This window comes from Salipiger sp. CCB-MM3 (assembly GCF_001687105.1).
In the GTDB taxonomy this organism is placed as follows: Bacteria; Pseudomonadota; Alphaproteobacteria; order Rhodobacterales; family Rhodobacteraceae; genus Salipiger.
This window is the reverse complement of sequence record NZ_CP014595.1, coordinates 1,717,059-1,742,465: the sequence shown is the minus strand read 5'-3', so window position 1 is coordinate 1,742,465 and position 25,407 is coordinate 1,717,059. Positions and strand designations below refer to the sequence as shown.

The 25,407-nt window shown below is 65.4% G+C and carries 21 protein-coding genes; 11 read left to right on the top strand and 10 right to left on the bottom strand.

The annotated features are described in order from the left end of the window. Positions 1–52 precede the first annotated feature (52 nt). From AYJ57_RS08390 to AYJ57_RS08370, 5 genes are all read right to left on the bottom strand, one after another. Complete coding sequence (locus AYJ57_RS08390) at positions 53–1,384, bottom strand: NAD(P)/FAD-dependent oxidoreductase (protein WP_066103685.1); 1,332 nt, start codon at positions 1,382–1,384, stop codon at positions 53–55. Positions 1,385–1,393: 9 nt separating this feature from the next. Next, complete coding sequence (locus AYJ57_RS08385; protein WP_066103683.1) at positions 1,394–2,212, bottom strand: ABC transporter permease; 819 nt, start codon at positions 2,210–2,212, stop codon at positions 1,394–1,396. 70 nt (positions 2,213–2,282) lie between these two features. Then, positions 2,283–3,173 (bottom strand): ABC transporter permease subunit, encoded by an 891-nt coding sequence (locus AYJ57_RS08380; RefSeq protein WP_066103681.1) that lies wholly within the window; start codon positions 3,171–3,173, stop codon positions 2,283–2,285. Between the two features lie 3 nt (positions 3,174–3,176). Further along, a complete protein-coding gene (locus tag AYJ57_RS08375; protein WP_066103679.1) occupies positions 3,177–4,298 on the bottom strand; it encodes an ABC transporter ATP-binding protein in 1,122 nt (373 codons plus the stop codon). A 64-nt stretch (positions 4,299–4,362) separates the two neighbouring features. After that, entirely contained in the window at positions 4,363–5,448 is a 1,086-nt protein-coding gene (locus AYJ57_RS08370; RefSeq protein WP_066103677.1) for a polyamine ABC transporter substrate-binding protein, read from the bottom strand. A gap of 152 nt (positions 5,449–5,600) precedes the next feature. Here AYJ57_RS08370 and AYJ57_RS08365 point away from each other — a divergent pair, with 152 nt between their 5' ends. The 11 genes from AYJ57_RS08365 to cobA all read left to right on the top strand — a co-directional run bounded on the left by AYJ57_RS08365 (position 5,601) and on the right by cobA (position 20,531). Continuing rightward, positions 5,601–6,254, top strand: a complete 654-nt coding sequence (locus tag AYJ57_RS08365; protein WP_066103675.1) for a GntR family transcriptional regulator — start codon at positions 5,601–5,603, stop codon at positions 6,252–6,254. A 73-nt stretch (positions 6,255–6,327) separates the two neighbouring features. Beyond that, positions 6,328–7,728, top strand: a complete 1,401-nt coding sequence (locus tag AYJ57_RS08360) for an aspartate aminotransferase family protein (RefSeq protein ID WP_066103673.1) — start codon at positions 6,328–6,330, stop codon at positions 7,726–7,728. 223 nt (positions 7,729–7,951) lie between these two features. Continuing rightward, on the top strand, positions 7,952–8,536 hold the full coding sequence (locus tag AYJ57_RS08355; protein ID WP_066103671.1) for an ANTAR domain-containing response regulator: 585 nt from the start codon (positions 7,952–7,954) through the stop codon (positions 8,534–8,536). After that, positions 8,533–9,708, top strand: a complete 1,176-nt coding sequence (locus AYJ57_RS08350) for a CmpA/NrtA family ABC transporter substrate-binding protein (protein ID WP_066103669.1) — start codon at positions 8,533–8,535, stop codon at positions 9,706–9,708. Before AYJ57_RS08355 ends, AYJ57_RS08350 begins: the two co-directional genes overlap by 4 nt. Positions 9,709–9,984: 276 nt before the next feature. Beyond that, the gene (locus AYJ57_RS08345) at positions 9,985–11,346 is read left to right on the top strand and encodes a CmpA/NrtA family ABC transporter substrate-binding protein (protein ID WP_066103667.1); all 1,362 of its coding nucleotides are present in this window, start codon (positions 9,985–9,987) and stop codon (positions 11,344–11,346) included. 141 nt (positions 11,347–11,487) lie between these two features. After that, positions 11,488–12,570: an ABC transporter permease gene (locus AYJ57_RS08340; RefSeq protein ID WP_066103665.1), complete on the top strand. Its 1,083-nt coding sequence runs from the start codon at positions 11,488–11,490 to the stop codon at positions 12,568–12,570. Between the two features lie 43 nt (positions 12,571–12,613). Further along, complete coding sequence (locus tag AYJ57_RS08335; RefSeq protein ID WP_066103663.1) at positions 12,614–14,296, top strand: ABC transporter ATP-binding protein; 1,683 nt, start codon at positions 12,614–12,616, stop codon at positions 14,294–14,296. A 5-nt stretch (positions 14,297–14,301) separates the two neighbouring features. Continuing rightward, positions 14,302–16,737: a nitrite reductase large subunit NirB gene (gene nirB / locus AYJ57_RS08330; RefSeq protein WP_066103661.1), complete on the top strand. Its 2,436-nt coding sequence runs from the start codon at positions 14,302–14,304 to the stop codon at positions 16,735–16,737. Next, positions 16,734–17,066 (top strand): nitrite reductase small subunit NirD, encoded by a 333-nt coding sequence (gene nirD / locus AYJ57_RS08325; RefSeq protein ID WP_066103660.1) that lies wholly within the window; start codon positions 16,734–16,736, stop codon positions 17,064–17,066. Before nirB ends, nirD begins: the two co-directional genes overlap by 4 nt. Continuing rightward, positions 17,066–19,717: a nitrate reductase gene (locus tag AYJ57_RS08320; RefSeq protein WP_066103658.1), complete on the top strand. Its 2,652-nt coding sequence runs from the start codon at positions 17,066–17,068 to the stop codon at positions 19,715–19,717. Before nirD ends, AYJ57_RS08320 begins: the two co-directional genes overlap by 1 nt. A 10-nt stretch (positions 19,718–19,727) precedes the next feature. After that, complete coding sequence (gene cobA / locus AYJ57_RS08315) at positions 19,728–20,531, top strand: uroporphyrinogen-III C-methyltransferase (protein ID WP_066103656.1); 804 nt, start codon at positions 19,728–19,730, stop codon at positions 20,529–20,531. Between the two features lie 66 nt (positions 20,532–20,597). On the opposite strand, the gene AYJ57_RS08310 is transcribed toward cobA, so the two are convergent. From AYJ57_RS08310 to AYJ57_RS08290, 5 genes are all read right to left on the bottom strand, one after another. Further along, on the bottom strand, positions 20,598–21,236 hold the full coding sequence (locus AYJ57_RS08310; protein ID WP_066103654.1) for an aspartate/glutamate racemase family protein: 639 nt from the start codon (positions 21,234–21,236) through the stop codon (positions 20,598–20,600). Continuing rightward, positions 21,236–22,075, bottom strand: a complete 840-nt coding sequence (locus tag AYJ57_RS08305; protein ID WP_066103652.1) for an ABC transporter permease — start codon at positions 22,073–22,075, stop codon at positions 21,236–21,238. The genes AYJ57_RS08310 and AYJ57_RS08305 overlap by 1 nt, the downstream gene beginning before the upstream one ends. A gap of 3 nt (positions 22,076–22,078) precedes the next feature. Further along, positions 22,079–22,942 (bottom strand): ABC transporter permease, encoded by an 864-nt coding sequence (locus AYJ57_RS08300; protein WP_066103650.1) that lies wholly within the window; start codon positions 22,940–22,942, stop codon positions 22,079–22,081. A 116-nt stretch (positions 22,943–23,058) separates the two neighbouring features. After that, a complete protein-coding gene (locus AYJ57_RS08295; protein WP_066103648.1) occupies positions 23,059–24,324 on the bottom strand; it encodes an ABC transporter substrate-binding protein in 1,266 nt (421 codons plus the stop codon). A 66-nt stretch (positions 24,325–24,390) separates the two neighbouring features. Further along, entirely contained in the window at positions 24,391–25,374 is a 984-nt protein-coding gene (locus tag AYJ57_RS08290; protein WP_066103646.1) for an ABC transporter ATP-binding protein, read from the bottom strand. Positions 25,375–25,407 lie beyond the last annotated feature (33 nt).

The following is a 25,407-nucleotide window of genomic DNA, read 5'->3' as shown; positions in this document are numbered from 1 at the left end:
AGGCCTGTCCCCTGCCGGCACGTCCCGGCAGGGGCACGCGGACTTTTGCAGTCTAGAGATCGAAGAGCGACGCGCCCATATAGGCCGGAGCCAGCAGCGCCCGGCGCAGGCCGCCCAGCGGGAAACGCTTGGGGCGGCTCTGCATCACGGCGGGATAGCTGCCGCGCGGCGCTTTGCCCTGCGCCAGATCGGCCAGCAGCACCCCCGCATGCGTGCCCATGGCGACGCCGTTGCCGTGAAAGCCAAGCCCTGCAAACAGCCCCGGCAGTTCAGGCACCGGCCCGACATAAGGCGTGAGATTGGCCATCAGGCACACCAGCCCGGCCCATTCATGGGAGATCCGGACACCGCTCCACGCTGGGAACATCTCGATGAATTCGCGGCGGATCTTCTTGCTGATGGCACGTTGCGCCCGGTCCGTCGCGGTCAGCCCGCCGCGCATCCCGAAAAGGAAGCGGTTGTCGGGCATCAGGCGGAAGTAATGCAGCAGCTGGCGCGTGTCATAGGCCATTTGGCGAGACGTCCAGCCGGCGGCGGCCCGCTGCATCTCGCTGAGCGGCTCGGTGACGATGACGCTGGACTGCACCGGCAGGTAGCGCCCGCGCAGCCAATCCGGCACATCCTCGGAGGAATAGCCATTGGTGGCGAGGATCACACGGTTCGCGGTCAGCACCGCCTGCGGCGTGGTGAGATGCCAGCGCCCGCCCTCCTGCCGCAAGGCGGTGACCGGGGTATTGTCATGCAAGGCCGCCCCCGCCGCACTGGCGGCGCGGCCAAGCCCGGCATGGTACTTGCGCGGGTTGAGCGCAAAGCCCAGCGGCACTTCGAGCGCACCGTGGAACGGCCCGGCAAGACCCTCCCCTGCCAGCGCGTCCTGCGGGATCAGCCGCCCCTCAACGCCGTAAAGTTGCGGCAGCGTCTCGGCCTCCGCCTTCAGCGCGGCGAAGGCGCGCGGCGTATGCGCAAGCAGCGTCTCGCCTTGGGAATGCGTGTCGGCGTCGATGCCATGTTCGGCGATCAGCCCGGCGGCGGTGTCGATGGCCGCCTTTTCGGTGCGGCACCACTCGATCAGCCCGCCCTCGCCATAGCGTTTGCGCAGCAGGCCGTGCGGCGCCTTGGCCCCGCCGAGGCAGCAGAAGCCGCCATTGCGCCCCGACGCGCCATAGCCCGGATGGCCCGCCTCCAGCACCGCGACGTCAACGTCGTCCTGCGCCAGATGCAGCGCTGCCGATAGCCCGGTGAAGCCGCCCCCGATGATGGCCACGTCCACATGGCGCGGCGCGGCGAGCGGCCCCCATGCCCCGGCATCGACGCCTTGCACGGTGTCCGCCCAAAAACAGGCGCCCTGCGGCCCATAGGCCGCAGCTTCGTAGATGCGTTTCATGGGTCTTCCTCAGTCTGCCCGGATCGCCGCCTGCTCGTCGCGCCGCTGCGCCACAGCCGCGCGCTTTGACATGATCGACGCGGTGATCACACCCAAGGTGACGATCCCGATCATCAGCGTCGACAGCGCGTTGATCTGCGGGCTGACGCCAAGACGCACCGCCGAGAAGATCTTGATCGGCAGCGTCGTGGCCGAGGGGCCGGTGGTGAAGCTGGCGATCACCAGATCGTCGAGCGAGAGGGTGAAGGCCAGCAACCAGCCCGAGATCACCGCAGGCGCGATGATCGGCAGGGTGACCAGCCGGAACGCCTCAAACGGCGAGCAGCCCAAATCCAGCGCCGCCTCTTCCAGCGAGCGGTCGAAGGTGGTGAGCCGCGAGGAGACCACCACCGAGACGTAGCACATGGAAAAAGTCGTATGCGCCAGCACGATGGTAAAGACGCCGCGGTCGAGGTTGATGCCGATGAACAGCAGCAGCAGCGACAGGCCGGTGATCACCTCGGGCATCACCAGCGGCGCGTAGATCATCCCCGAGAAGAGCGTCCGGCCATGGAAGCGCCCGGCGCGCACCAGCACATAGGCCGCCATGGTGCCGAGGATCGTGGCGAGGGTCGATGAAAAAACCGCCACTTTCACCGTGACCCATGCGGCATCGAGGAAGGCCTGATCGCGGAAAAGCTCGCCGTACCATTTGGTCGAGAAGCCCGCCCAGACGGTGACCAGACGGCTTTCGTTGAAGCTGTAGAAGACCAGCAGCACCATCGGCAGATAGAGGAAGGCGAAGCCCAGCGTCAGCGAGACCGTGTTGAACCAGCTGAAGCGTCTCATGCCCGGCCTCCGGCTTTGTGGCCGGCGGCGGTGCCGGTGCGTATTTGGAAAGAGAAGAAGCTGCGGGCGCTCATCCTTCGGCCTCCCGCTGCTTCTGCTCGTTGCGCTGGAAGAGCACGATGGGAATGATCAGGATCAGCAGCAGCACCACGGCCACCGCCGAGGCGACGGGCCAGTCGCGGTTGGAGAAGAACTCTTCCCACAGCACCTTGCCGATCATCAGCGTGTCGGACCCGCCGAGCAGCGACGGGATGACGAACTCGCCGATGGTGGGGATGAAGACGAGGAAGCAGCCCGCGATGATGCCGTTGCGCGAGAGCGGCCATGTGACCAGCCAGAACGCCTCGAGCCGCGAGCAGCCAAGGTCCTCGGCGGCTTCGAGCAGCGCGCCGTCGAGCTTTTCCAGCGCCGAGTAGATCGGCAGGATCATGAACGGCAGATAGGTGTAGACCACGCCGATGTAGACCGCGGTGGTGGTGTTCATGATCTGCAGCGGCGCGTCGATAACGCCGAGCCACATCAGCAGCTGGTTCAGCACCCCCTCGTTCGAGAGGATCCCCATCCACGAGTAGACGCGGATCAGGAAGGAGGTCCAGAACGGCAGGATCACCAGCATCAGCAGCGTCGGGCGCCATTCCTCGGGCGCGCGTGCCATGGCGTAGGCCACGGGGTAGCCGACGCAGAGCGTGAGCAGGGTCGAGACGGCGGCGATCTTCAGCGACGACAGATAGGCCTTCCAGTAGAGGTCATCGGTGGTCAGGAAGACGAAATTCTCGAAATCGAGTTCGGAGAAGAAGGCTTTCAGCCCCTCCCAGCCCGCGCCGAGATCGAGCTGCGGCATATAGGGCGGCCGGGCCAGCGCGATGTCCGAGAGCGAGATCTTCAGGACGATGATGAAGGGCACCAGAAACAGCGCCAGAAGCCATAGATAGGGGATCGCGATGAGGGCGAAGCGGCGCATGGCTTACTCCTCGAGCACGACACCGGCGGTGTCGGTGAAGCCGATCCAGACCTCGTCTTCCCAAGTGATCGGGCGGTTGGCGAGGCGGCGCGCGTTGACCATCTGCGCCTTGATCATCTGGCCGCCGGCAAGCTCGACGTGGTAGGTCGAGATATTGCCGAGATAGGCGATGTCGATCACCTTGCCGCGGAAGGTGTTCGGACGGTCGGGCTTTTCGACGTCGATGGTGACCTTCTCAGGACGGATGGCGAAATGCACGCTTTGCCCGGCCTGCAGGCTCTTGGTGGGTGTGGCGAGGATCGGCGGCTGGCCCTCGGCCCAGGCGATGCCGGTCTTGGCGCCGGGCTGGGTGGCGCGGCCCTCGATGATGTTCACGTCGCCGATGAAGTCTGCCACATAGACCGAGTTCGGCGCCTCGTAGATCTGCGCGGGGGTGGCGACCTGCACCAGATTGCCCTCATCCATCACCGCGATGCGCGAGGCGACGGTCATCGCCTCTTCCTGATCGTGGGTGACGATGACGAAGGTGGTGCCGGTCTTTTCCTGGATGTCCATAAGCTCGAACTGGGTCTGCTCGCGCAGCTTCCGGTCGAGTGCGCCGAGCGGCTCGTCGAGCAGCAGCAGCTTCGGGGCCTTGGCGAGCGAACGGGCGAGGGCCACGCGCTGGCGCTGGCCGCCGGAAATCTGGTGGGGTTTGCGGCGGGCGAATTTGGTCAGCCGGGTCAGCCGCAGCATTTCTTCGACGCGATCGCCGATGAACGCCTTGTCCTTGCTCTCGCGTTTGAGGCCAAAGGCGATGTTGTCCCAGATCGACAGATGCGGGAACAGCGCGTAGCTCTGGAACATCATGTTCACCGGGCGCTGGTTGGGCGGCACATGACCGATGTCCCTGCCCGACAGGAAGATATGCCCCGAGGTTGCGGTCTCGAAGCCCGCCAGCATCCGCATCATGGTGGTCTTGCCGCAGCCCGAGGGCCCCAGCAGCGCGAAGAACTCGCGCTCGTAGATGTTCAGAGACAGATCATGGATCGCGGTGAAGTCGCCGAAGCTTTTGGTGACATTGCGAAACTCGATGATCGGCTTCTGCTCCGGGTCGGTCCAGGGAGCGAATGCGGTCTGCGCCATGCGGGAGGGTCCTGTCATGAATAATGGCCCGCCCCCGCGAGGGGACGGGCCGGTCGGTTCAGGCTCAGGAGCCCGACTTGATCTTGGTCCAGAGGCGCGTCACGACGCGCTGCACCTTGGGCTCGTAGGGCGTGGTGGTGAACAGGTTCTCAAGCGCCTCTTCCGAGGGGTAGATCGCCGGATCGCCGATCACATCCTCGGCCAGGAACTCCTGCGAGGCCTTGTTGCCGTTGGCGTAGTAGACGTAGTTCGACGCCGCCGCCATGTTCTCGGGGTCCATGATGAAGTTCAGGAAGACATGCGCCGCGTCGGGGTTCGGCGCATCGACCGGAATGGCCATCTGGTCGAACCACATCTGCGCGCCTTCCTTGGGCGCGTTATAGGCCACTTCGACGCCGTTTTCGGCCTCGGCGGCGCGGTCACGCGCCTGCAGCACGTCACCCGACCAGCCCACGGCCACGCAGATGTCGCCATTGGCCAGTGCGTTGATGTACTCGGACGAGTGGAACTTGCTGATGTAGGGACGGATCGGCATGTAGACGTCTTCGGCCTTGGCGATCACGTCGGGGTCGTGGCTGTCCGGATCCTCGCCGATGTACTGCAGCGCGGCCGGGATCATCTCGGACGGCGCGTCGAGGAAGTAGACGCCGCATTCCGCCAGCTTTTCCATGTTCTCGGGCTTGAACACGAGGTCCCAGCTGTCGATCGGGGCGTCCTCGCCGAGGATTTCCTTCACCTTGGGCACGTTCACGCCAATGCCGGTGGTGCCCCACATGTAGTTGATGGCGTATTCGTTGCCGGGGTCGTATTTCGCGGTGCGCTCCGAGATCACATCCCACATGTTTTCGATGTTCGGCAGCTTCGACTTGTCGAGCTTCTGGAACGCGCCCGCCGCGATCTGACGTTGCAGGAAAGTGCCGGTGGGCACCACGACGTCATAGCCAGAGCCCCCCGCGAGCATCTTGGTCTCCAGAACCTCGTTGCTGTCGAAGACGTCATAGATCAGGTCGATCCCGGTCTCTTCCTCGAATTTCTCGAGCAGCGATTCGTCGATGTAGTCGGACCAGTTGTAGACGCGGACTTCGTCGGCATGGGCCGCGGCCGCAGCCAGCGCGAGACCCGCGGTGAAACTCAGCAGAGATGTCTTCATAATTCGCTCCCGTTGGAATTGGGGTCTTTTCCGCCCCATCCCCCGAATTTGATCAAACGTTGCCTCACTTGGCAACTGTTGGAATGTTTTCATGGGCGGATTAACCGTGCAAGATGGCGTCGCGGCGGAAATGATCAAATGAAGGGCACGTGATGAATGTGAGGGCAGAGGGCGCCGGACCGCCGGCGCATGAACTGGTCTACCGGCAACTGCGCGAGATGATTCTCTTTGGCGAACTGGCGCCCGGTCAGGCGGTGACGATCCAAGGGCTGGTGGACCGGCTGGGCGCCGGGATGACGCCGGTGCGCGAGGCCCTGCGCCGCATGACCGCCGCTGGCGCGCTGGCCTTTCAGGGCAATCGCCGCATCGTTGTGCCGGTGCTCGACGAGGCCGCCGTGGAACAGCTGCTGATCGCCCGCGTCGCGCTGGAGCCCCAACTTGCAAGGCGCGCCGCCGCGCGCTGCACACCAGAGGCGATCGAGGGCCTGCGCGAGACCGACGCGCGGCTCGATCTGGCCATCGCCCGCGGCGACGTGCGCGGCTACCTCGAAGAGAATCACCGCTTCCATGCCGAGATGAATGCGCTGGCCGAGGCACCGATCCTTACCGAGATGGTCGAGGGGCTGTGGCTGCGCTTTGGCCCGTCGCTGCGTGTGGTCTGCGGCATGTTCGGCACGCGCAATCTTCCAGACCTTCACAAAGACCTGCTGGACGCGCTGGAAAACCGCGATGCCGAGGCCGCAGCTGCCGCAATGGAAGGCGACGTGGTGCAGGGCATGACACAGATCCGCGAAGGACTGTCCTGATTCGATTGACGCCGAATAATTTGATCATATTATGGGCGACAACTTTCCGTACAGCGCAGAGAGGTCTTTCCCCATGGCCCTGATCAACGTCAACACGCCCACCGAAGAGCTGCAGGCTCTGGACGCGGCGCACCATATGCACCCGTTCACCACCGGCTCTGACCTCGCCCGCAGGGGCGCGCGGGTGATCACCCGCGCCGAGGGCTGCTGGCTGACCGACAGCGAAGGCGAGCGCATCCTCGACGGCATGGCCGGTCTTTGGTGCGTCAACGCCGGGTATGGCCGCAAGGAACTGGCCGCCGTCGCCGCGCGCCAGATGGAAGAACTGCCGTATTACAACACCTTCTTCATGACGACCCACGTACCGGTCATCCAGCTTTCGGCAAAGATCGCCGAGCTGGCACCGGGCGATCTGAACACCGTGTTCTATGCCTCCTCGGGTTCGGAGGCCAATGACACCAACCTGCGCCTCGTGCGCACTTACTGGGCCGAAAAGGGCCAGCCCGAGCGCGACGTGATCATCTCGCGCTGGAACGCCTATCACGGCTCGTCGGTGGGCTCGGGCTCGCTCGGCGGCATGAAGGGCATGCACATGCAGGGCGGCCTGCCGATCCCCGGCATCGAGCATATCGACCAGCCCAACTGGTGGGCCGAGGGCGGCAACATGACCCCCGAGGAGTTCGGCCTTGAACGCGCGCGTCAGCTGGAAGCGAAGATCGAAGAGATCGGCCCGCACCGCGTCGCCGCCTTCATCGCCGAGCCAATTCAGGGCGCTGGCGGCGTGATCATCCCGCCCGAGACCTACTGGCCGGAAATCACCCGCATCGTGAAGAAATACGGCATCCTGCTGATCGCCGACGAGGTGATCTGCGGCTTTGGGCGCACCGGCAACTGGTTTGGCTCGCAGACCATGGGCATCGAGCCTGACATCATGACCATCGCCAAGGGCCTGTCGTCGGGCTACCAGCCGATCGGCGGCTCGATCCTGTCGGACGAAGTGGCCAGCGTCATCGCCAAGACCGAGTTCAACCACGGCTACACCTACTCCGGCCACCCGGTGGCCAGCGCCGTGGCGCTGGAGAACCTGCGCATTCTCGAGGAGGAAAAGATCGTCGAGCAGGTGCGCGACGTCACCGGCCCCTATCTCAAGGCGAAGTTCGAGAGCCTGACCGAGCACCCGCTGGTCGGCGAGGCGAAGATCGCCGGCATGATGGGCTCGATCGCGCTGACCCCGGACAAGGCCGCTCGCGCGCCCTTCGCCGCCGAGGCTGGCACCGCCGGTTACATCACCCGCGAGCGTTGCTTCGCCAACAATCTGGTGATGCGCCATGTGGGCGACCGGATGATCATCTCGCCGCCGCTGGTGATCTCGAAAGAGGAAATCGATGTGCTGATCTCGCGCGCATGGAAGGCGCTGGACGAGGCGCATGCCGAGCTGAAGGCGCAGGGGCTGATGCAGGCTGGCGCGCGCTGAGCGGTGATAGAGGGGGCGCTGCCCCCACGCCCGTGCCGGGCTCACCCCCGGCGTATTTTGAGAACAATGAAAGGCCGGGGCGCGGGGGCGTTCCGGCCTTTTCCTATGGCATAGAGCGCGGCGCGCAGGGATGCGCATAATTTTTGGGCTGATGCCCTATTTTTGAACCCGGCCGCGCAGGGCGCAGCTTTACAAGTGCCCGGACGCATGGCCGATAGAGGATATGTCCAGCCAGCTTTCCATCGCCATTGTCGAGACCGACCGCGAGCGCGCCCTGCTGATCGAGCAGAGCCTGCGCGACGCCGGTGAGTTCGAGATTCACACCGTGTCGGAGATCACCGGGCTCGCCCGGCGCATCCAGACGCTGAACCCCGATGTCGTGCTGATCGATCTCGAAAGCCCCTCGCGCGACACTCTTGAGGAACTGGCGCTGGCCTCGGGTCCGCTGGAGCGGCCGGTGGCGATGTTCGTCGACCGCTCGGGCGACGGGCTGACGGATGCGGCGATCGAGGCGGGGGTGTCGGCCTATGTGGTCGACGGGCTGAAGGCGCAGCGGGTGAAGCCGGTGCTGGATGCGGCCATCGCGCGTTTTCGCATGTTCCAGCGCATGCGCACCGAACTGGCCGAGACCAAGCGGGCGCTGGAAGAGCGCAAGGTGATCGACCGCGCCAAGGGCATGCTGATGAAGGCGCGCGGCGTCGGTGAAGACGAGGCCTATGCCCTGCTGCGCAAAGCAGCGATGGATCAAGGACGGCGCGTCGCCGATGTGGCGCAGGCGCTGGTGACGGCGGCGGGGCTGCTGGGATGAAGACCACCACGCTTTCTGTCGGGTTCATCCCGCTCACCGATTCCGCGCCGCTGATCATCGCGCAGGAAATGGGCTATGCCGCCGAGGAGGGCATCGCGCTCGACCTCAAGCGCGCGCCCTCTTGGTCGAGCCTGCGCGACATGCTCAGCTTCGGGCGGGTGGATGCGGCGCATATGCTCTCGCCCGTGCCGGTGGCGGCGGCGCTGGGGCTGGGCGGCGCGGGCACGGCGCTCTCGGCGGTGTCGGTGCTGTCGGTCAACGGCAATGTCATCGGCGTCAGCAACGCGCTGGCGGAAAAGATGCGCGCGCAGGGGCACGACTTCGGCTTCGACGACGCCAGCGCCGCGGGCAAGGCGCTGATCGCCGCCACCGACGAGACGCTGCGGATCGGCGTGCCCTTCCCCTTCTCGATGCATGCGGAACTGCTGTATTACTGGCTGTCGGCCCTTGGCTTGTCGGTGCCCGAGGCGCTGCAGGTGCGCACGGTGCCGCCGCCGCTGATGGCCGACGCCATGGAAGCCGGAGAGATCGACGCCTTCTGCGTCGGCGAGCCGTGGGGCAGCATCGCGGTGGAAAACGGCGTCGGCACGCTGTTGCTGCCGGGCGCTGCGATCTGGTCTTTCGCGCCCGAAAAGGTGCTGGCGGTGCGTGCCGACTGGGCAGAGACCGAACAGTCGCTGCTGGGCCGCCTGATCCGCGCCACGTGGCGCGCCGGGCGCTGGCTGGCCGAGCCCGACTCGCGCTCGCTGGCCGCCGAAATTCTCAGCCGCCCGCATTACCTCGGTGTGCCCGCAGAGGTGCTCGACCGGGCGCTGACCGGGCGCATGGTGATCTCGGCGCAGGGCGAGGAACGCGAGGTGCCCCGGATGCTGGAGTTCCACGCCGGTGCCGCAAGCTTCCCTTGGCGCAGTCAGGCCGAATGGATCGGGCGGCAGCTTGCCGCGCGCACCGGGCTTGATCCCGAGGCCGCAGGACAGGCCGCGCGCGCCACCTTCCGCTCTGATCTGCACCGCGCCGCGCTCGAAGGCACCAGCGCCGATCTGCCCGGCGCATCGTCGAAACTGGAGGGATCCTTGGGCTCAGCGATTCCCGTCGCCTCGGAGGCAGGGCGGCTGTTCCTCGGGCCCGATCAGTTTTTCGATGGCCGGATTTTTGAGCCACGCGACAGCTGACGCCAAATTTTTGCGCAAGCCGGCGAGGCCGCGGCGCGTATCGGGCGAAATTGCGCCCCGCCTTGCGAATTTTCTTTGATCGGACGCGGTGGCTGGGGCAAACAATCTTTCGTGGTCAGGCAATGGCGCCCGACCTGAAGATTTCTCCCAATGCCTGGGATCCATGAGCAAAGCCGCTCGACCTCTGTGACGACCGTCACGGTGTGTCAGCGGCTTTTCTGTATTTGGTCCGGGCGCCTCCTCGCACCGGACCACCAACAAGGGACGGAACGACGAATGAAAAAGCTTCTTATCGCTCTCGCCACCTCGACCGCGCTTATCTCGCCGGCGCTGGCGCAAGAACTCGAAAAAGACGAGCTGACCTTCGGCTTCATCAAGCTCACCGACATGGCGCCGCTCGCGGTGGCCTATGAGCAGGGCTATTTCCTTGACGAGGGCCTCTTCGTGACGCTCGAAGCGCAGGCCAACTGGAAGGTTCTGCTCGACGGTGTGATCGGCGGCCAGCTCGACGGCGCCCACATGCTGGCAGGTCAGCCGCTCGCCGCCACCATCGGCTACGGCACCGAAGCGCATATCATCACCCCCTTCTCGATGGACCTGAACGGCAACGGCATCACCGTGTCGAACGAAGTCTGGGAGATGATGAAGCCGAACATCCCGGAAAACGCCGACGGTCTGCCGCAGCACCCGATCAGCGCCGAGGCTCTGGTACCGGTCGTCGAGAAGTTCAACTCCGAGGGCAAGCCCTTCAACATGGGCATGGTCTTCCCCGTTTCGACCCACAACTACGAGCTGCGCTACTGGCTCGCCGCGGGCGGCCTGAACCCGGGCTACTACAGCCCCGAGAACATCTCGGGCCAGATCAGCGCCGACGTCATGCTCTCGGTCACCCCGCCGCCGCAGATGCCCGCCACCCTCGAGGCCGGCACCATCTCGGGCTATTGCGTGGGTGAGCCGTGGAACCAGCAGGCCGTGTTCAAAGGCATCGGCGTGCCCGTGGTCACCGACTACGAGCTGTGGAAAAACAACCCCGAGAAGGTCTTTGGCATCACCGCCGAGTTTGCCGAGGAAAACCCGAACACCACCAAGGCCGTGGTCAAGGCGCTGATCCGTGCCGCCATGTGGCTCGACGAGAACGACAACGCCAACCGCATGGAAGCGGTCGAGATGCTGTCGCAGCCGGAATACGTGGGCGCCGACGCCGAGGTGATCGCCAACTCGATGACCGGCACCTTCGAGTATGAAAAAGGTGACGTGCGCGACGTTCCTGACTTCAACGTCTTCTTCCGCCACAACGCCACCTACCCGTTCTACTCGGACGCCGTCTGGTATCTGACCCAGATGCGCCGCTGGGGCCAGATCGCCGAAGCCAAGTCCGACAGCTGGTACGATGAGGTCGCCAAGTCGGTCTACAAGCCCGAGATCTACCTCGAAGCCGCCCGCGCGCTGGTCGACGAAGGCCTTGCCAATGAAGCCGACTTCCCGTGGGACAGCGACGGCTACAAGGCACCGACCCCGGCCGAGGACATCATCGACGGCATCGCCTACGACGGCAAAGCTCCGAACGCCTATCTCGACAGCCTGCCGATCGGCCTGAAAGGCGACCAGAAGGTCATCGGCAACGAAGTTCAGGGCTGACCTCTTCAGCCTCACCTGAGGCCGGGCGGCGCTCCCTCTGACGCCCGGCCACTTTCCTAGCAGATACCCAGACCCTCACCTCTTCCTCCTCCCGATGCGCGCCCCTCCCGCCCGCGCCATCCAGATCAAGGACCGGACATCATGACCACCGTCGATCCCGATTTCGCCCGAGACGCCGAACGCGAGGCTCGCCGGGCGCGTCTGTTCACCCGCATCAACAAGGCCGATGCATGGTTCAAGGTCCTCGGCCTTGCCTGGATCACGCCGCTGCTCAAGGCCGCCGCTGGCGACAACCCCAAGGCCCAGATGAAGGACGTCTGGCGTTTGCTGGGCGTTCCGCTGGTCGCCATCGCCGCATTCCTCGTGCTCTGGGGCACGCTGGCGCCGCAGGTGCAAACCTCGCTCGGCGCGGTGCCCGGCCCGGCGCAGGTCTGGAGCGAGGCGGTCAACCTGCACGCCGATGCGCAGGCCAAGGCGGCCAAGCAAGCCAAATTCGAAGCCATGGTCGACAAGCGCAACGAAAAGCTGATCGCCGCGGGCAAGGCGGATCAGGTCAAGGACGTCGCCTATACCGGCGCGCCGAGCTACTACCAGCAGATCTGGACCTCGATCAAAACCGTGTTCTTCGGCTTCCTGATCGCCTCCGCCGTGGCCATTCCGCTGGGCATCTGCGCGGGCCTTTCGCCCACCGCCAACGCCGCGATCAACCCGCTGGTGCAGATCTTCAAGCCGGTCTCGCCGCTGGCATGGCTGCCGATCGTCACCATGGTGGTCTCGGCCGCCTATGCCACCAACGACGGCATGTTCTCGAAATCCTTCCTGATCTCGGCGATCACCGTGACGCTCTGCTCGCTCTGGCCGACGCTGATCAACACCGCGCTTGGCGTGGCCTCGATCGACAAGGATCTGGTGAACGTCTCGAAGGTGCTCAAGATGAACACCTACACCAAGATCACCAAGCTGGTGCTGCCCTCGGCCCTGCCGCTGATCTTCACCGGTCTGCGCCTGTCGCTCGGTGTGGGCTGGATGGTGCTGATCGCCGCCGAGATGCTCGCCCAGAACCCCGGCCTCGGCAAGTTCGTGTGGGATGAGTTCCAGAACGGCTCGTCCTCCTCGCTGGCCAAGATCATGGTCGCGGTCTTCACCATCGGCATCATCGGCTTCCTGCTGGACCGCGTGATGTATGCCCTGCAGTCCCTCTTCACCTTCTCGAACAACCGCTGAGCGGCGCTCAAGCAAGCGAAGCCAAAGCGCGAAAGGAAGTGCGATGAGCATCCTAGAGTTCCAGAACGTCTCGAAAAGCTTCGGCGAGGGCACGCAAGCGACCCATGTGCTGAAGGACATCAACCTCTCGGTGGAAGAAGGCGAGTTCCTCGTGATCCTCGGCTTCTCCGGCACCGGCAAGACCACGCTGATCAACCTGATGGCCGGGCTCGAAAAGCCCACAAAGGGCCGCGTCACCTTCAAAGGGTTCGACATCGAGGGCCCCGGCCCCGAGCGCGGCGTGATCTTCCAGAACTACTCGCTGATGCCGTGGCTGACGGTCGAGGGCAACGTGCGCCTCGCGCTCGACGCGGTCTTCCCCGAGATGACCAAGAACGAGAAGACCCGCAAGACCCGCCACTACATCAAGATGGTCGGCCTGAGCCACGCCATCCACCGCCGCCCGGCGGAACTGTCGGGAGGCATGCGCCAGCGGGTCAACGTCGCCCGTGCGCTCGCCATGTCGCCCGAGGTGCTGCTGCTCGACGAGCCGCTGTCGGCGCTCGACGCGCTGACCCGCGCCAACCTCGCCGACGAGATCGAGGCGATCTGGGAGCAGGACAAAAAAACCTGCGTGCTGATCACCAATGACGTCGACGAGGCGATCACCCTCGCCGACCGGATCATAGCGCTGAACCCCGATGGCACGCTCGGCGCAGAGTTCCGCGTCGACATTCCCCGCCCGCGCGAACGCAGCGAGATGAACCACCACGAGGGGTTCAAGAAGCTGCGCGCCGAGGTCACCGGCTACCTCATGGACGTCGGCATCAAGGGCAAGGTCGAAGGCTCGCGCATCCTGCCCAATGTCACCCCGATCCACGCCGTGCCCGCCGCCGTGCAGCAGGCGCAGGAAGGGCTGATCGAAGAGCGCTTCCTCGACTTCTCGCAGCTCCACAAAATCTACCCCACGCCGAAGGGTCCGCTCACGGTGGTCGAGGACTTCAACCTCAAGATCAACCGCGGCGAGTTCATCTCGCTGATCGGCCACTCGGGCTGCGGCAAGTCCACGGTGCTGACCATGGCGGCAGGGCTGAACGGCATCTCCAAGGGCGCGATCAAGCTTGATGGCCGCCATGTGGAAGGCGCCGATCCCGAGCGCGCCGTGGTGTTCCAGTCGCCGAACCTCTTCCCGTGGCTCACCGCCCGCGAGAACTGCGCCATCGGGGTCGACAAGGTCTACCCCAAGGCGTCGCAGGCCGAGCGTCAGGACGTGGTGGAATATTACCTCGAGCGGGTCGGCCTTGCCGATGCCATGGACCGCGGCGCCGCCGATATGTCCAACGGCATGAAGCAGCGCGTCGGCATCGCCCGCGCCTTCGCCCTCTCGCCCAAGCTGCTGCTGCTCGATGAGCCCTTCGGCATGCTCGACAGCCTCACCCGCTGGGAGCTTCAGGAGGTGCTGATGGAGGTCTGGTCCCGCACCAAGGTCACCGCGATCTGCGTCACCCATGACGTCGACGAGGCGATCCTTCTGGCCGACCGCGTGGTGATGATGACCAACGGCCCGCAGGCCACCATCGGCAAGATCACCGATGTGAACCTGCCCCGCCCGCGCACCCGCAAGGCGCTGCTCGAGCATCCCGATTATTACGCCTACCGCCAAGAGGTGCTCGATTTCCTCGAAGAATACGAGCACGGCGCCAAGCCCAAACCCAAAGCCGCCCCCGCGGCGCTTGCAGCGGAGTGACCGAGATGGCGAAGAAACTCATCGTGATCGGTGCCGGCATGGCCTCTGGCCGCATGCTCGAGCATCTGATCGACGCCAGCCCCGAAGCCTATGACATCACCCTCTTCAACGCCGAGCCGCGCGGCAACTACAACCGCCTGATGCTGTCGCCGGTGCTGTCGGGCGAGAAGACCTACGAAGAGATCGTCACCCATGACGCCGCTTGGTACGAAGAGCGCCGCGTGACCTGCCGCTTCGGCGAGAAGGTCGTGGCGATCGACACCGAGAAGAAGGTCGTGACCGGCGAAAAGGGGGCCCTGCCCTACGACAAGCTGGTCATCGCCACCGGCTCGAACCCGTTCATCATCCCGCTTCCGGGTCACGATCTGGAAGGGGTGATCCCCTACCGCGATCTCGAGGACACGGAGGCGATGATGGCCCTCGGCGCAGGCAAGCGCGCGGTGGTCATCGGCGGCGGTCTTCTGGGGCTGGAAGCCGCCGCCGGCATGGCTGCACGCGGCACCGAGGTCGACGTGGTGCACATCATGGGCCACCTGATGGAGCGTCAGCTTGACGAGGCAGCGGGCTATCTGCTGCGCAAGTCGCTGGTCGACAAGGGCATTCGCATCCACTGCAAAGCCAACTCCAAACAGATCCTCGCCGATGACAACGGCCATGTCCGCGCCCTGCAACTCGACGACGGCACCGAACTGCCCTGCGATCTGCTGGTCATGGCGGTGGGCATCCGGCCCAGCACCGCGCTCGGCAAGGAAGCGGGTCTCGAGGTGAACCGCGGGATCGTCGTCGACGATCACATGGTCACCTCGAACCCCGATGTTCTGGCGCTTGGCGAATGCGTCGAGCACGCCGGAGCGATCTTCGGCCTCGTCGCGCCGCTCTACGATCAGGCCAAGGTGCTGGCCAAGACCCTGCTCGGCGAGGAGGCCCGCTTCGTGCAGAAGGAGGTCGCCACCAAGCTCAAGGTCACCGGCTGCGATCTCTTCTCGGCGGGCGATTTTGCCGAGGGCGAGGGCCGCGAGGACATCGTCTTCCGAGACCCGGCGCGCGGTGTCTACAAGCGCCTGATCCTCGAAGGGAACCGCCTGATCGGCGCCGTCATGTATGGCGACACCGCCGACGGCGCGTGGTTCCACGGCCTCATCAAGGACGGTGAGTGCGTCGAGGAGATGCGCGAGACCCTGATCTTCGGACCGGCCTACCAAGGGGGGGCCGCTGCGGACCCTATGGCGGCCGTTGCAGCCTTACCGCGTGACGCGGAGATCTGCGGCTGTAACGGCGTCTGCAAGGGACAGATCGAAGACGCAATCACCGCCGGTGCCGGAGACCTCGGCGCGGTGCGGGCCAAGACCAAGGCCAGCGCCTCCTGCGGCACCTGCACCGGGCTGGTCGAGCAGATCCTTGCCGTGACGCTGGGCGATGACTTCGTCATCCCCGCCGCGCAATCGGTCTGCGGCTGTACCGACCTCAGCCATGAGGATGTGCGCCGCCTGATCAAATCGCAGGAGCTGAAAAGCCAGGAAGCGGTCTGGCAGGAACTGGGCTGGACCACCCGCAACGGCTGCCATGTCTGCCGCCCGGCGGTGAACTTCTACCTGCTCGCCGACTGGCCGCTCGACTATGTGGACGACCCGCAAAGCCGCTTCGTCAACGAGCGCAACCACGCCAACATCCAGAAGGACGGCACCTATTCGGTGATGCCCCGCATGTGGGGCGGCATGACCACGCCGCAGGAACTGATGGCGATCGCGCAGGCGGCCGAGAAATACGGCGCCACCGTGAAAGTCACAGGCGGCCAGCGCATCGACCTTCTGGGCGTGAAAAAGGAAGACCTGCCCGCCATCTGGCATGATCTGAACGAGGCCGGCATGGTCTCGGGACACGCCTACACCAAAGGTCTGCGCACGGTGAAAACCTGCGTGGGCAGCGAGTGGTGCCGCTTCGGCACGCAGGACAGCACCGGGCTCGGCATCGCGCTCGAGCGGCGGCTCTGGGGATCGTGGACGCCGCATAAGGTCAAGCTCGGCGTCTCGGGCTGCCCGCGCAACTGCGCCGAGGCCACCTGCAAGGATGTGGGCATCGTGTGTGTCGACAGCGGCTTCCAGATCGGCGTTGCCGGGGCCGCGGGCATGGACGTGAAAGAGACCGAGCGTCTGGTCGACGTGCCCACCGAGGAAGAGGCGATCGAATGGACCGTCGCCTTCGTGCAGCTCTACCGCGAGCACGCCAAATACCTCGACCGGCCCTACAAATGGGTCGCCAAGGTCGGGCTCGACTGGGTGAAAGAGACCCTCGCTGACGCCGCCGAGCGGCAGGCGCTGGTCGAGCGCTTCGACCTCTCCCAGTCGGTTTACCAAAAGGACCCATGGGCCGAGCGGGCCAAGCCGGAGGTGGCACGCCGCTTCCACCCGCTCGCCGATCTCACACTGGAGGCTGCGGAATGAGCTGGATCGACATCGGACATATCGACGACGTTCCCCTGCGCGGGGCGCGGCTGGTGAAAACTCCCGTGGGCTGCGTGGCGATCTTCCGCACCGCCGAGGCCGAGGTCTTTGCTGCCTCCAACAGCTGCCCGCATAAGGCCGGGCCGCTGTCCGAGGGCATCGTGCACGGCCAGAAGGTCACCTGCCCGCTGCACAACTGGGTGTTCGATCTGAACACCGGCGAGGCGCAGGGCGCCGACGAGGGCCGCATCGCCACCTATCCGGTGCGCCTCGAAGGCGAGCGCATCCTGCTCGATGGCGTCGCCGTCGGAAAGAGGAGTGCCGCGTGATGGACGGAACGGGCCTGCCTGAGCTTCGCTCGACCTGCGCCTATTGCGGCGTTGGCTGCGGCGTGTTGCTGCGCCCTGACGGGGCGGGCGGGCTCGATGTGCGCGGCGACCCCGCGCACCCTGCAAACAAGGGGCGCCTCTGCTCCAAGGGCTCGCAGCTGGGCGAGACGCTGGGCCTCGAGGGGAGATTGCTCTCGCCTCGTGTCAACGGGATCGAGACGGGTTGGGACGCCGCGCTCGATCTCGTTGCCCTGCGTTTTCGCGAAACCATTGCCGAGCACGGGCCGGACAGCGTGGCCTTCTACGTCTCGGGGCAGCTGCTGACCGAGGATTACTATGTCGCCAATAAGCTGATGAAAGGCTACATCGGCTCGGCCAATATCGACACCAACTCGCGGCTCTGCATGGCCTCGACCGTGGCGGGGCACAAGCGCGCCTTCGGCACCGACACCGTGCCCGGCACCTATGAGGATCTCGAAGAGGCCGATCTGGTGGTTCTGGTGGGCAGCAACCTCGCATGGTGCCACCCGGTTCTGTATCAGCGCGTCGTTGCCGCCAAGAAGGCCCGCCCGACCCTGAAGGTCGTGGTTGTCGATCCGCGCCGCACTGCCACCTGCGACATCGCCGATCTGCACCTGCCGCTGAAGGCCGGCACCGATGTGGCGCTGTTCAACGGGCTGCTGACCGAGATCGCCGTGCAAGGGGCGGCGGATGAGGCCTTCATGGCGCATGTCGAGGGCTTCGATGCCACGCTCGAGAGCGCCTCGGACGATGATCCCGCGCGCACCGGCCTCGACGCCGCGACGCTGCGCGAGTTCTACGATCTGTTTGTGCGGACCGAAAAAGTCGTCACCGTCTTCAGCCAGGGCGTGAACCAATCCTCCTCGGGCACCGACAAGGTCAATTCGATCCTCAACTGCCACCTGGCCACCGGCCGTATCGGCAAGCCGGGCATGGGGCCGCTTTCGGTCACCGGGCAGCCCAACGCCATGGGCGGGCGCGAGGTGGGCGGTCTGGCCAATATGCTGGCCTGCCATCTCGATATTGAGAATGTTTCCCACCGCTCGGCAGTGCGCGAGTTCTGGTCCTCTCCAACGATCCCCGACAAGCCCGGTCTGAAGGCGGTGGACCTCTTCCAGGCCGTGAGCGAGGGCAAGATCAAGGCGCTCTGGGTGATCCACACCAACCCCGCCGTGACCATGCCCGACGCCGACCGCGTGCGCGATGCCATCAAGGACTGCCCCTTCGTGGTGGTCAGCGACATCACCGCCGCCACTGACACTGCGCGGCTTGCGCATGTGCTGCTGCCCGCCGCCGCATGGGGCGAGAAGGAAGGCACCGTCACCAATTCCGACCGCACCATCTCGCGCCAGCGCGCGGCCCTGCCCGCGCCCGGTGAGGCCAAGCCTGACTGGGAAATCCTCTCGGAAGTGGGAAAGCGCATGGGCTGGCCGCAGGGGTTCGACTACGCCTCCCCCGCCGAGATCTTTCGCGAATACGCCGCGCTTTCGGGGATCGCGGGCGGCTTTGGCAAGGATTTTGACATCTCCGGCCACGCCGGTCTCACCGATGGCGAGTATCACGCGCTGGCGCCATTCCGCTGGCCTTTCGCCGGGGCGCGCAAGGGCGGGCGGTTCTTCGGAAGCGGCGCTTTCTACACCGAAAGTGGCCGCGCCCGCATGGTGCCGGTGAAGTGGAAGGACTTCGCCAATAAGACCGCGCCGCGCTTCCCCTTCCGCTTCAACACCGGGCGCATTCGCGACCAGTGGCACACGATGACCCGCACCGGCCGCTCGCCGCGCCTGTCTGCGCATCTGGCCGAGCCCTTCCTCGAAATCCACCCCTCGGACGCGGCAGATCTGGCCATTTCGCCCGCAAGCCTCGTTCGTGTCACCTCCACTCACGGAACCGCAGTGCTGCGGGCCTTGGTCACCGACAAGGTGCAGAAGGGCGAAGTTTTCGCCCCCATGCATTGGACCGGCGAGACCGCGCCCGCAGCACGGGTGGATGCGCTGGTGCCCCCCGTCACCGACCCTGTCTCGGGCCAGCCCGAGAGCAAGGGCGCTGTGGTCGCGCTCGCCCCCTTCGAGGCGGGCTGGTACGGCTTTGCCGTCTCCTGCACCGAGATGGCGCCCGATAGCGATTACTGGGCGCTCGCGCGCACCCACAGCGGCTGGCAGGTGGAAATGGCGGGCAGCACCGCCCCCGCCGATTGGGAAGCCGAGGCGCGCCGCATGTTCGATCTGCCCAGTGCCGAGGCGCAGGTGGTTCACGATCCGCGCCGCGGCAGCGTCCGCATCGCCTTCCATTCCGAGGGCCGGCTGCTGGCCGCGCTCTTCGTCTCGCCCGAGCCGGTGGTGGTGATGCGCAGCCATGTGGCGTCGCTGCCTGGAGAAGAGGCGCCGCATGTGCTCACCGGCCGCGCGCCCGCGGATCAGCCCGATCCGGGCCCGGTGGTCTGCGCCTGTTTCAACGTCGGGGTGAACACCATCCTCAGCGCCATCGAAACGCAGGGCCTGATGAACGTCGACGCCATCGGCGCGGCGCTGCAGGCCGGCACCAACTGCGGATCCTGCCGCCCCGAATTAGCCGCGCTTCTGGCCCGCGCCAAATCCCCCGCGCCCGAAGTCTCTCCTGAAGCCGCAGAATGAGGATCCCGAGATGAGCGTTCTTCCGAGCTTTCCCATCGCCGCGCCGCACGAGATGCCGGCCAAGGGTTCCATCGCGCTGGTCGGTGCCGGGCCGGGTGCGGCGGACCTGCTGACCCTGCGCGCCGCCGCGCGGCTGCGCACTGCGGATGTGATCTTTTATGACCGGCTGGTCGATCCCGAGGTGCTCGCCATGGCCGGACCGAGGACGGAACTGGTCTTTGTCGGCAAGGAGGTCGGCGCGCATTCATGGCCGCAGGAGCAGATCAACGCGGTGATCGTCGCCGCCGCCCTGCGCGGGCAAAAGGTGGTGCGGCTGAAATCCGGCGATCCGGGCATCTTCGGGCGCGCCGCTGAAGAACTGGAAGCGGCGAGGATGCATGGCATCGAGGTCGAGATCGTGCCCGGCGTCACCGCCGCCATGGCCGCCGCCGCCCATGCGGGCATGCCGCTGACGACGCGCGGCGAGACCGACGCGCTGGTGCTGGCCACCGGCCATGCGCGCGAGGGCGACCCCATGCCCGACTGCGCGCGTCACGCCAAGCCCGGCGTCACGCTGGCGCTTTACATGGCGGTCGGCCAGTCGGCGCGGATCACCACCTCGCTGCTCGAGACCGGGATGCCCGAGGATGCGCCGCTGACCATCGCGGTCGAAGTGTCCAAACCCGGCGAGCGGATGATCACCGGGCGACTCGTGGACCTTCCGGCGCTGCTCGTGCAGCACAAGGTGAAGGGCTGCGCGGCGATCATCGCGAGCTGGCCGAAGATGGCGAAACCCGGGGTGGCACTGGAAGCGACGGCGACAGCCCTCGCTTGAGCCCTGCCTTGCGACGGTAGCCGGGCGAATGAGCCCACTTCCGGAACGTCGACATTTCTGGGGCTGTCAGAGCGCCGTGATCAGCCGCGCCGCGCATTCCACCCCGTCGAGGATCGGCTTGTCGAAGCGACCCCGCAGATGCGCCGTCAGCTTGGCCATGCCCGCGCAGCCGAGGATCACGCAATCCACGCCATCCCCGGCCATCGCGCGGGCGGTCTCCACCGCCACCGCCTCGGTGGCCCTGTCCGGATCTTCTTCGAGCGCCAGCACCGGGACGTCGGAGGCGCGGACCTTGCCCATGAGATGCTCGAACCCGTAGCCGATTATGTTGCCTTCGATGATCGGCACCGAGATCGGCAGCGTGGTGACCACGGAAAAGCTCCAGCCGCGCAGCGCGGCGATATGGTAGGCCGCCTGACCGATCCCGATCACCGGCACCTTCGAGCGCGCCTGCGCGTCCTCCAGCGCGGTGTCGTCGAAACAGGCGATGATGATGCCCTCGAACCCCTCGGCATTGGCCTTGTCGACCAGCTCCAGCAGCGACGGCGCGGCTTTCAGACCGTCCTCATGCCCCTGAATGGCGGGCGGGCCGCCTGCATTGGTCCAACCCTCCAGCGTCACCCCCGGCACGGCGGCGCGGGCGACCTCCAGCATGCCTTCGGTCATCGCGGCGGTGCTGTTGGGGTTGATGATCACATAGGCCATCAGACCATTCCCTTGCCGGCGTCGGACCCCTGCTTGGCGCGGCGCTTGTTCATCGACCAGACGGTCAGCAGGAACACCCCGATGATCACCAGCGAAAAGGCGGTGGTCAGCGTGCCCAAGGCAAAGATCACCGGCGTGGTGACATTGGTGGTCATGCCGTAAATCTCGAGCGGCAGCGTGTTGTAGCTGCCCGCGGTCAGCAGCGTCCGCGCGAACTCATCATAGCTGAGGGTAAAGCCAAACAGCGCGACGCCGATCAGCGAGGGGGCGATGATCGGAAGCACCACATGCTGCAGGGTCTGCCAGTTGGTCGCGCCCTGATCGCGGGCCGCCTCTTCGAAGGATTTGTCGAAGCGGTTGAACACGGCGAACATGATCAGCAGGCCGAAGGGCAACGTCCATGTCAGCTGCGAGCCGAAGCCCGAGCTGGCCCAGTGGATCGGCAGGCCAAGCTGGCTGAAGATCAACCCGACGCCCAGCGACACGAGGATCGACGGGATCACCAGCGAGGTGATCACCAGATAGAACAGCACCGCGTTGCCCGCAAAACGCTTGCGGAACGCCAGCCCGCCAGCCACCGAGACCACCACCGTCGTGACCATCACCAGCAGGCCAAGCGCGAAGCTGCGGCGGAAACTGCCCCAGATGTCGCCCACCGCTTGCTGCTCGAAGAGATCGAAGAACCAGTGCAGCGAGACGCCGCGCATCGGGAAGGTGAGGCCGCCTTGCGGCCCCTGAAAGCTCAGGATCGCGATGGTGAAGGTCGGCCCGTAGAGGAACAGCAGGAACAGCACGAAGAAGGCGCCGAGCACGTAGAAGGAGCGGGGACGGGATTCCATGGATCAGAGCTCCTTGCGGATGTCGACGAAGCGCAGAAGGATGCCGATGACCATCAGCACGGTGATCAGCAGCACCACCGCCGTGGCCGAGGCCGAGGGATATTGCAGCAGCGCGATGTCGTTCTGGATGAGGCGGCCGACGTTGGCCGATTGCGAGCCTGACATGAAGCGCACCGTAACGAAGTCGCCCATCACCAATGTGACAACGAAGATCGTGCCGATCATGATGCCCGGCTTGCACAGCGGGATGATCACGTTGGTTAGCGTCTGGAAGCCCGAGGCGCCGCCGTCATAGGCCGCTTCGATCAGCGATTTGTCGATGCGCATCATGGTGTTGAAGATCGGCACCACCATGAACAACGTATAGAGGTGCACAAAGGCGAGGATCACCGAGAAGTCCGAATAGAGCAGCCATTCCAGCGGCTCGTCGGTGATGCCCGCCGAGATCAGCGCCGAGTTGGCCAGCCCGTTGCGTCCCAGAAAGGGGATCCACGAGATCATCCGAATGATGTTCGAGGTCCAGAACGGGATGGTGCAGAGCAAAAAGAGCGCGATCTGCCACGTCTGCGTGCGCACATGAAAGGCGAGGAAATAGGCCACCGTGAAGCCGATCAACAAGGTGCAGGCCCAGACAATCAGCGCGTATTTGATCGTGTTGCCGAACACCCGGTAGGTCACCGGCGAGCCAAAAAGGAAATCGTAGTTTTCCCAGCTGAACGCCGGGATGATCGAAAACTCCGTCGCTTTCCAGAAGCTCACCACGACGATCATCGCGATGGGCAGCACGAGGAAGAAGATCAGCACGAGGGTCAGGGGCGAGGCCAGCAGCCAGCCGGTCAGATGTCGGTTGTTTTCGCCAGCGCGCATGCGGCCTCCGGTCTTTGTGTGGTGCGGCGCACCGCATCAGGGTGCCGCGCCCCGGGCACATCCGGGGCGCGGCGATCTCGGTCAGGACCAAGGTGATAAGGTCAGACCCGAGAGGATCAGGCTGCGATGAACTCGTTCCACTTGCGGACCATGTACTGGTTCTCGTCCATGACGGCGTTCCAGCAGGCCACCGAGCCCATGCGCTCTTCGAACGAGCCGCCGTCGCGGACTTCACCGGCCTGCGCCATGGCGTCGCCGAACGGGTTGGTGATGGTGTCGGTGGCTTCCTTGCCCTCGAACCAATAGCCCCACTCGTTTTCGGACATGAAGTTCTTGGAGGTTTCCGGAACCGCCGAGTAATAGCCCTGACGCATCAGGAAGCCGCCGACCCAGCCGTCGAGGTACCAGTTGATGTACTCATAGGCCGCATCCAGCTCGAGGCCCGAGAGGTTCTTCGACAGGCCGATGCCGCCGCCCCACGAACGGTAGCCTTCCTTCAGCGGCTGGTAGACGCAGTCGATGCCGCGCGATTTCACCGCGGTGATGGCGGGCGACCACATGGACTGGATCACCACCTCGCCCGAGGCCATCAGGTTGACGCTCTCGTCGAAGGTCTTCCAGAAGGCGCGGAACTGACCGGCGCGCTTGGCTTCGGTGAAGATCGCCATGGTCTTGTCGATCTCTTCGCGGGTCATGTTGCCCTTGTCGCCATAGGCGATCTCGCCCATCGCTTCGCAGACCATGGCCGCGTCCATGATGCCGATCGACGAGATGTCGAGGATCGACGCCTTGCCCTTGAACTCGGGGTTCAGCAGCTCGGCCCAGGTGTCGATCGGACGGCCGATCAGGTCGGGGCGGATGCCCAGCGTGTCGGCGTTGTAGATCGTCGGGATGAGGGTCATCCAGTTGGTCTGCTGGTCGGCGAAGGTGGTGCCATCGGGACCGTCGGTGAAGCCCACGGTGTGCGGCGCGGTGCCCTGCGCGATGGTCGACTCGGGCGTCAGCTTGCCGTCTTTGAAGATGCCGACGATCTTGTCGTAGTTCTTGATCTTGCTGACATCCATCGCCTGCAGGTTGCCGGTCGGCCAGACCTTCTTACAGATCCAGTATTCGATGTCGGCGATGTCGAAGCTGCCCGGCTGGGTGGCGGCGCGCTGGGTGACGGCGTCGGAGTCGAGCGCGGTCATCTCGAGCGTGAAGCCGAGGTCTTCCTTCACCTTCTGCGCCACCTCGTTGAGGTTCGACACGCCGGTGCCGAACTGGCGCAGGGTGACGTCCTTGATGTTCTGGGCCCAGATCATCGGCGCCGGGAAGGCGGTTGCCGCACCGGCAGCGGCAGCGCCTTTCAGAAGGCCGCGGCGGCTGAGTTTCTTCGTCGTCATGTCCTAACTCCCTGTGTTGGACTTGTCTTGACCGGACCTTTTCGGCCCTTGTTCACCCCGGCCCCTTCAGGCCGAAAGCGGATGCAGCGCCTGGTCGTCCCAGACCAGGCCCACCCCGTCGCCGGGGGATTTCGGATCAGAGAAGAATTGCTCTTCGGGCACCCAGGCGGTGACGTCCTGATCGCCCGCGGCAAGCACGGTGACCGCCACATGCGCCCCCTGAAACTCTACCGAGGTGACGCGGCCATCCAGCTTGGCGCCCTGCTGCGGCGCGATGCGCGTCAGGTCGTTGCGGATGGCGAAATGGCCCTGCGGCAGCGCCAGCACATTGTGCCCGCCCATGAACCGCGCGACAAACTCGGTCTTGGGGCTGTTGAACACCTCGCGGGCCGGGCCCGCTTGCTCGATCACCGCGTTGTTCATCACTACGATCTCATCGGCCAGCGCCAGCGCCTCGTCCTGCCCGTGGGTGACATGCACGAAGGTGATGCCAAGCTCGCGCTGCAGGCGCTTGAGCTCGGCGCGCATGCGGATGCGCAGGAACGGATCGAGCGCCGAAAGCGGCTCGTCGAGCAGCAGGATCTGCGGCTCGGTGATCAGCGCGCGGGCCAGCGCCACGCGCTGCTGCTGCCCCCCCGAAAGCTGCGACGGCAGGCGCTCGGCGAACTGTGTCATGTCGACCAGCGCGAGCATCTCCATCGCCTTCTTGCGGCGGGTGGCGGCGTCGGTGCCCTTCATCTTGAGGCTGAAGGCGACATTGTCCGCCACCGAAAGATGCGGGAACAGCGCGTAGCTCTGGAACATCATCGCCGTGCCGCGCTTGGCCGGGGGAAGATGCGAGATGTCGCTGCCGCCCAGCACGATCGCGCCGTCGCTGACCGTCTCATGCCCGGCGATCATCCGCAGGGTCGAGGATTTGCCGCAGCCCGAAGGCCCCAGAAGGCAGGCATAGACGCCGGACCCGAAGTGATGGTTGATCGCGTCGACCGCGACGGTATCGCCGTAGCGCTTGGTCAGGCCGACGAGTTCGAGATCGAGTCCTTGGCGCATATGTCCCCCGTAGATCCGCGTGTGTCCGCAGCT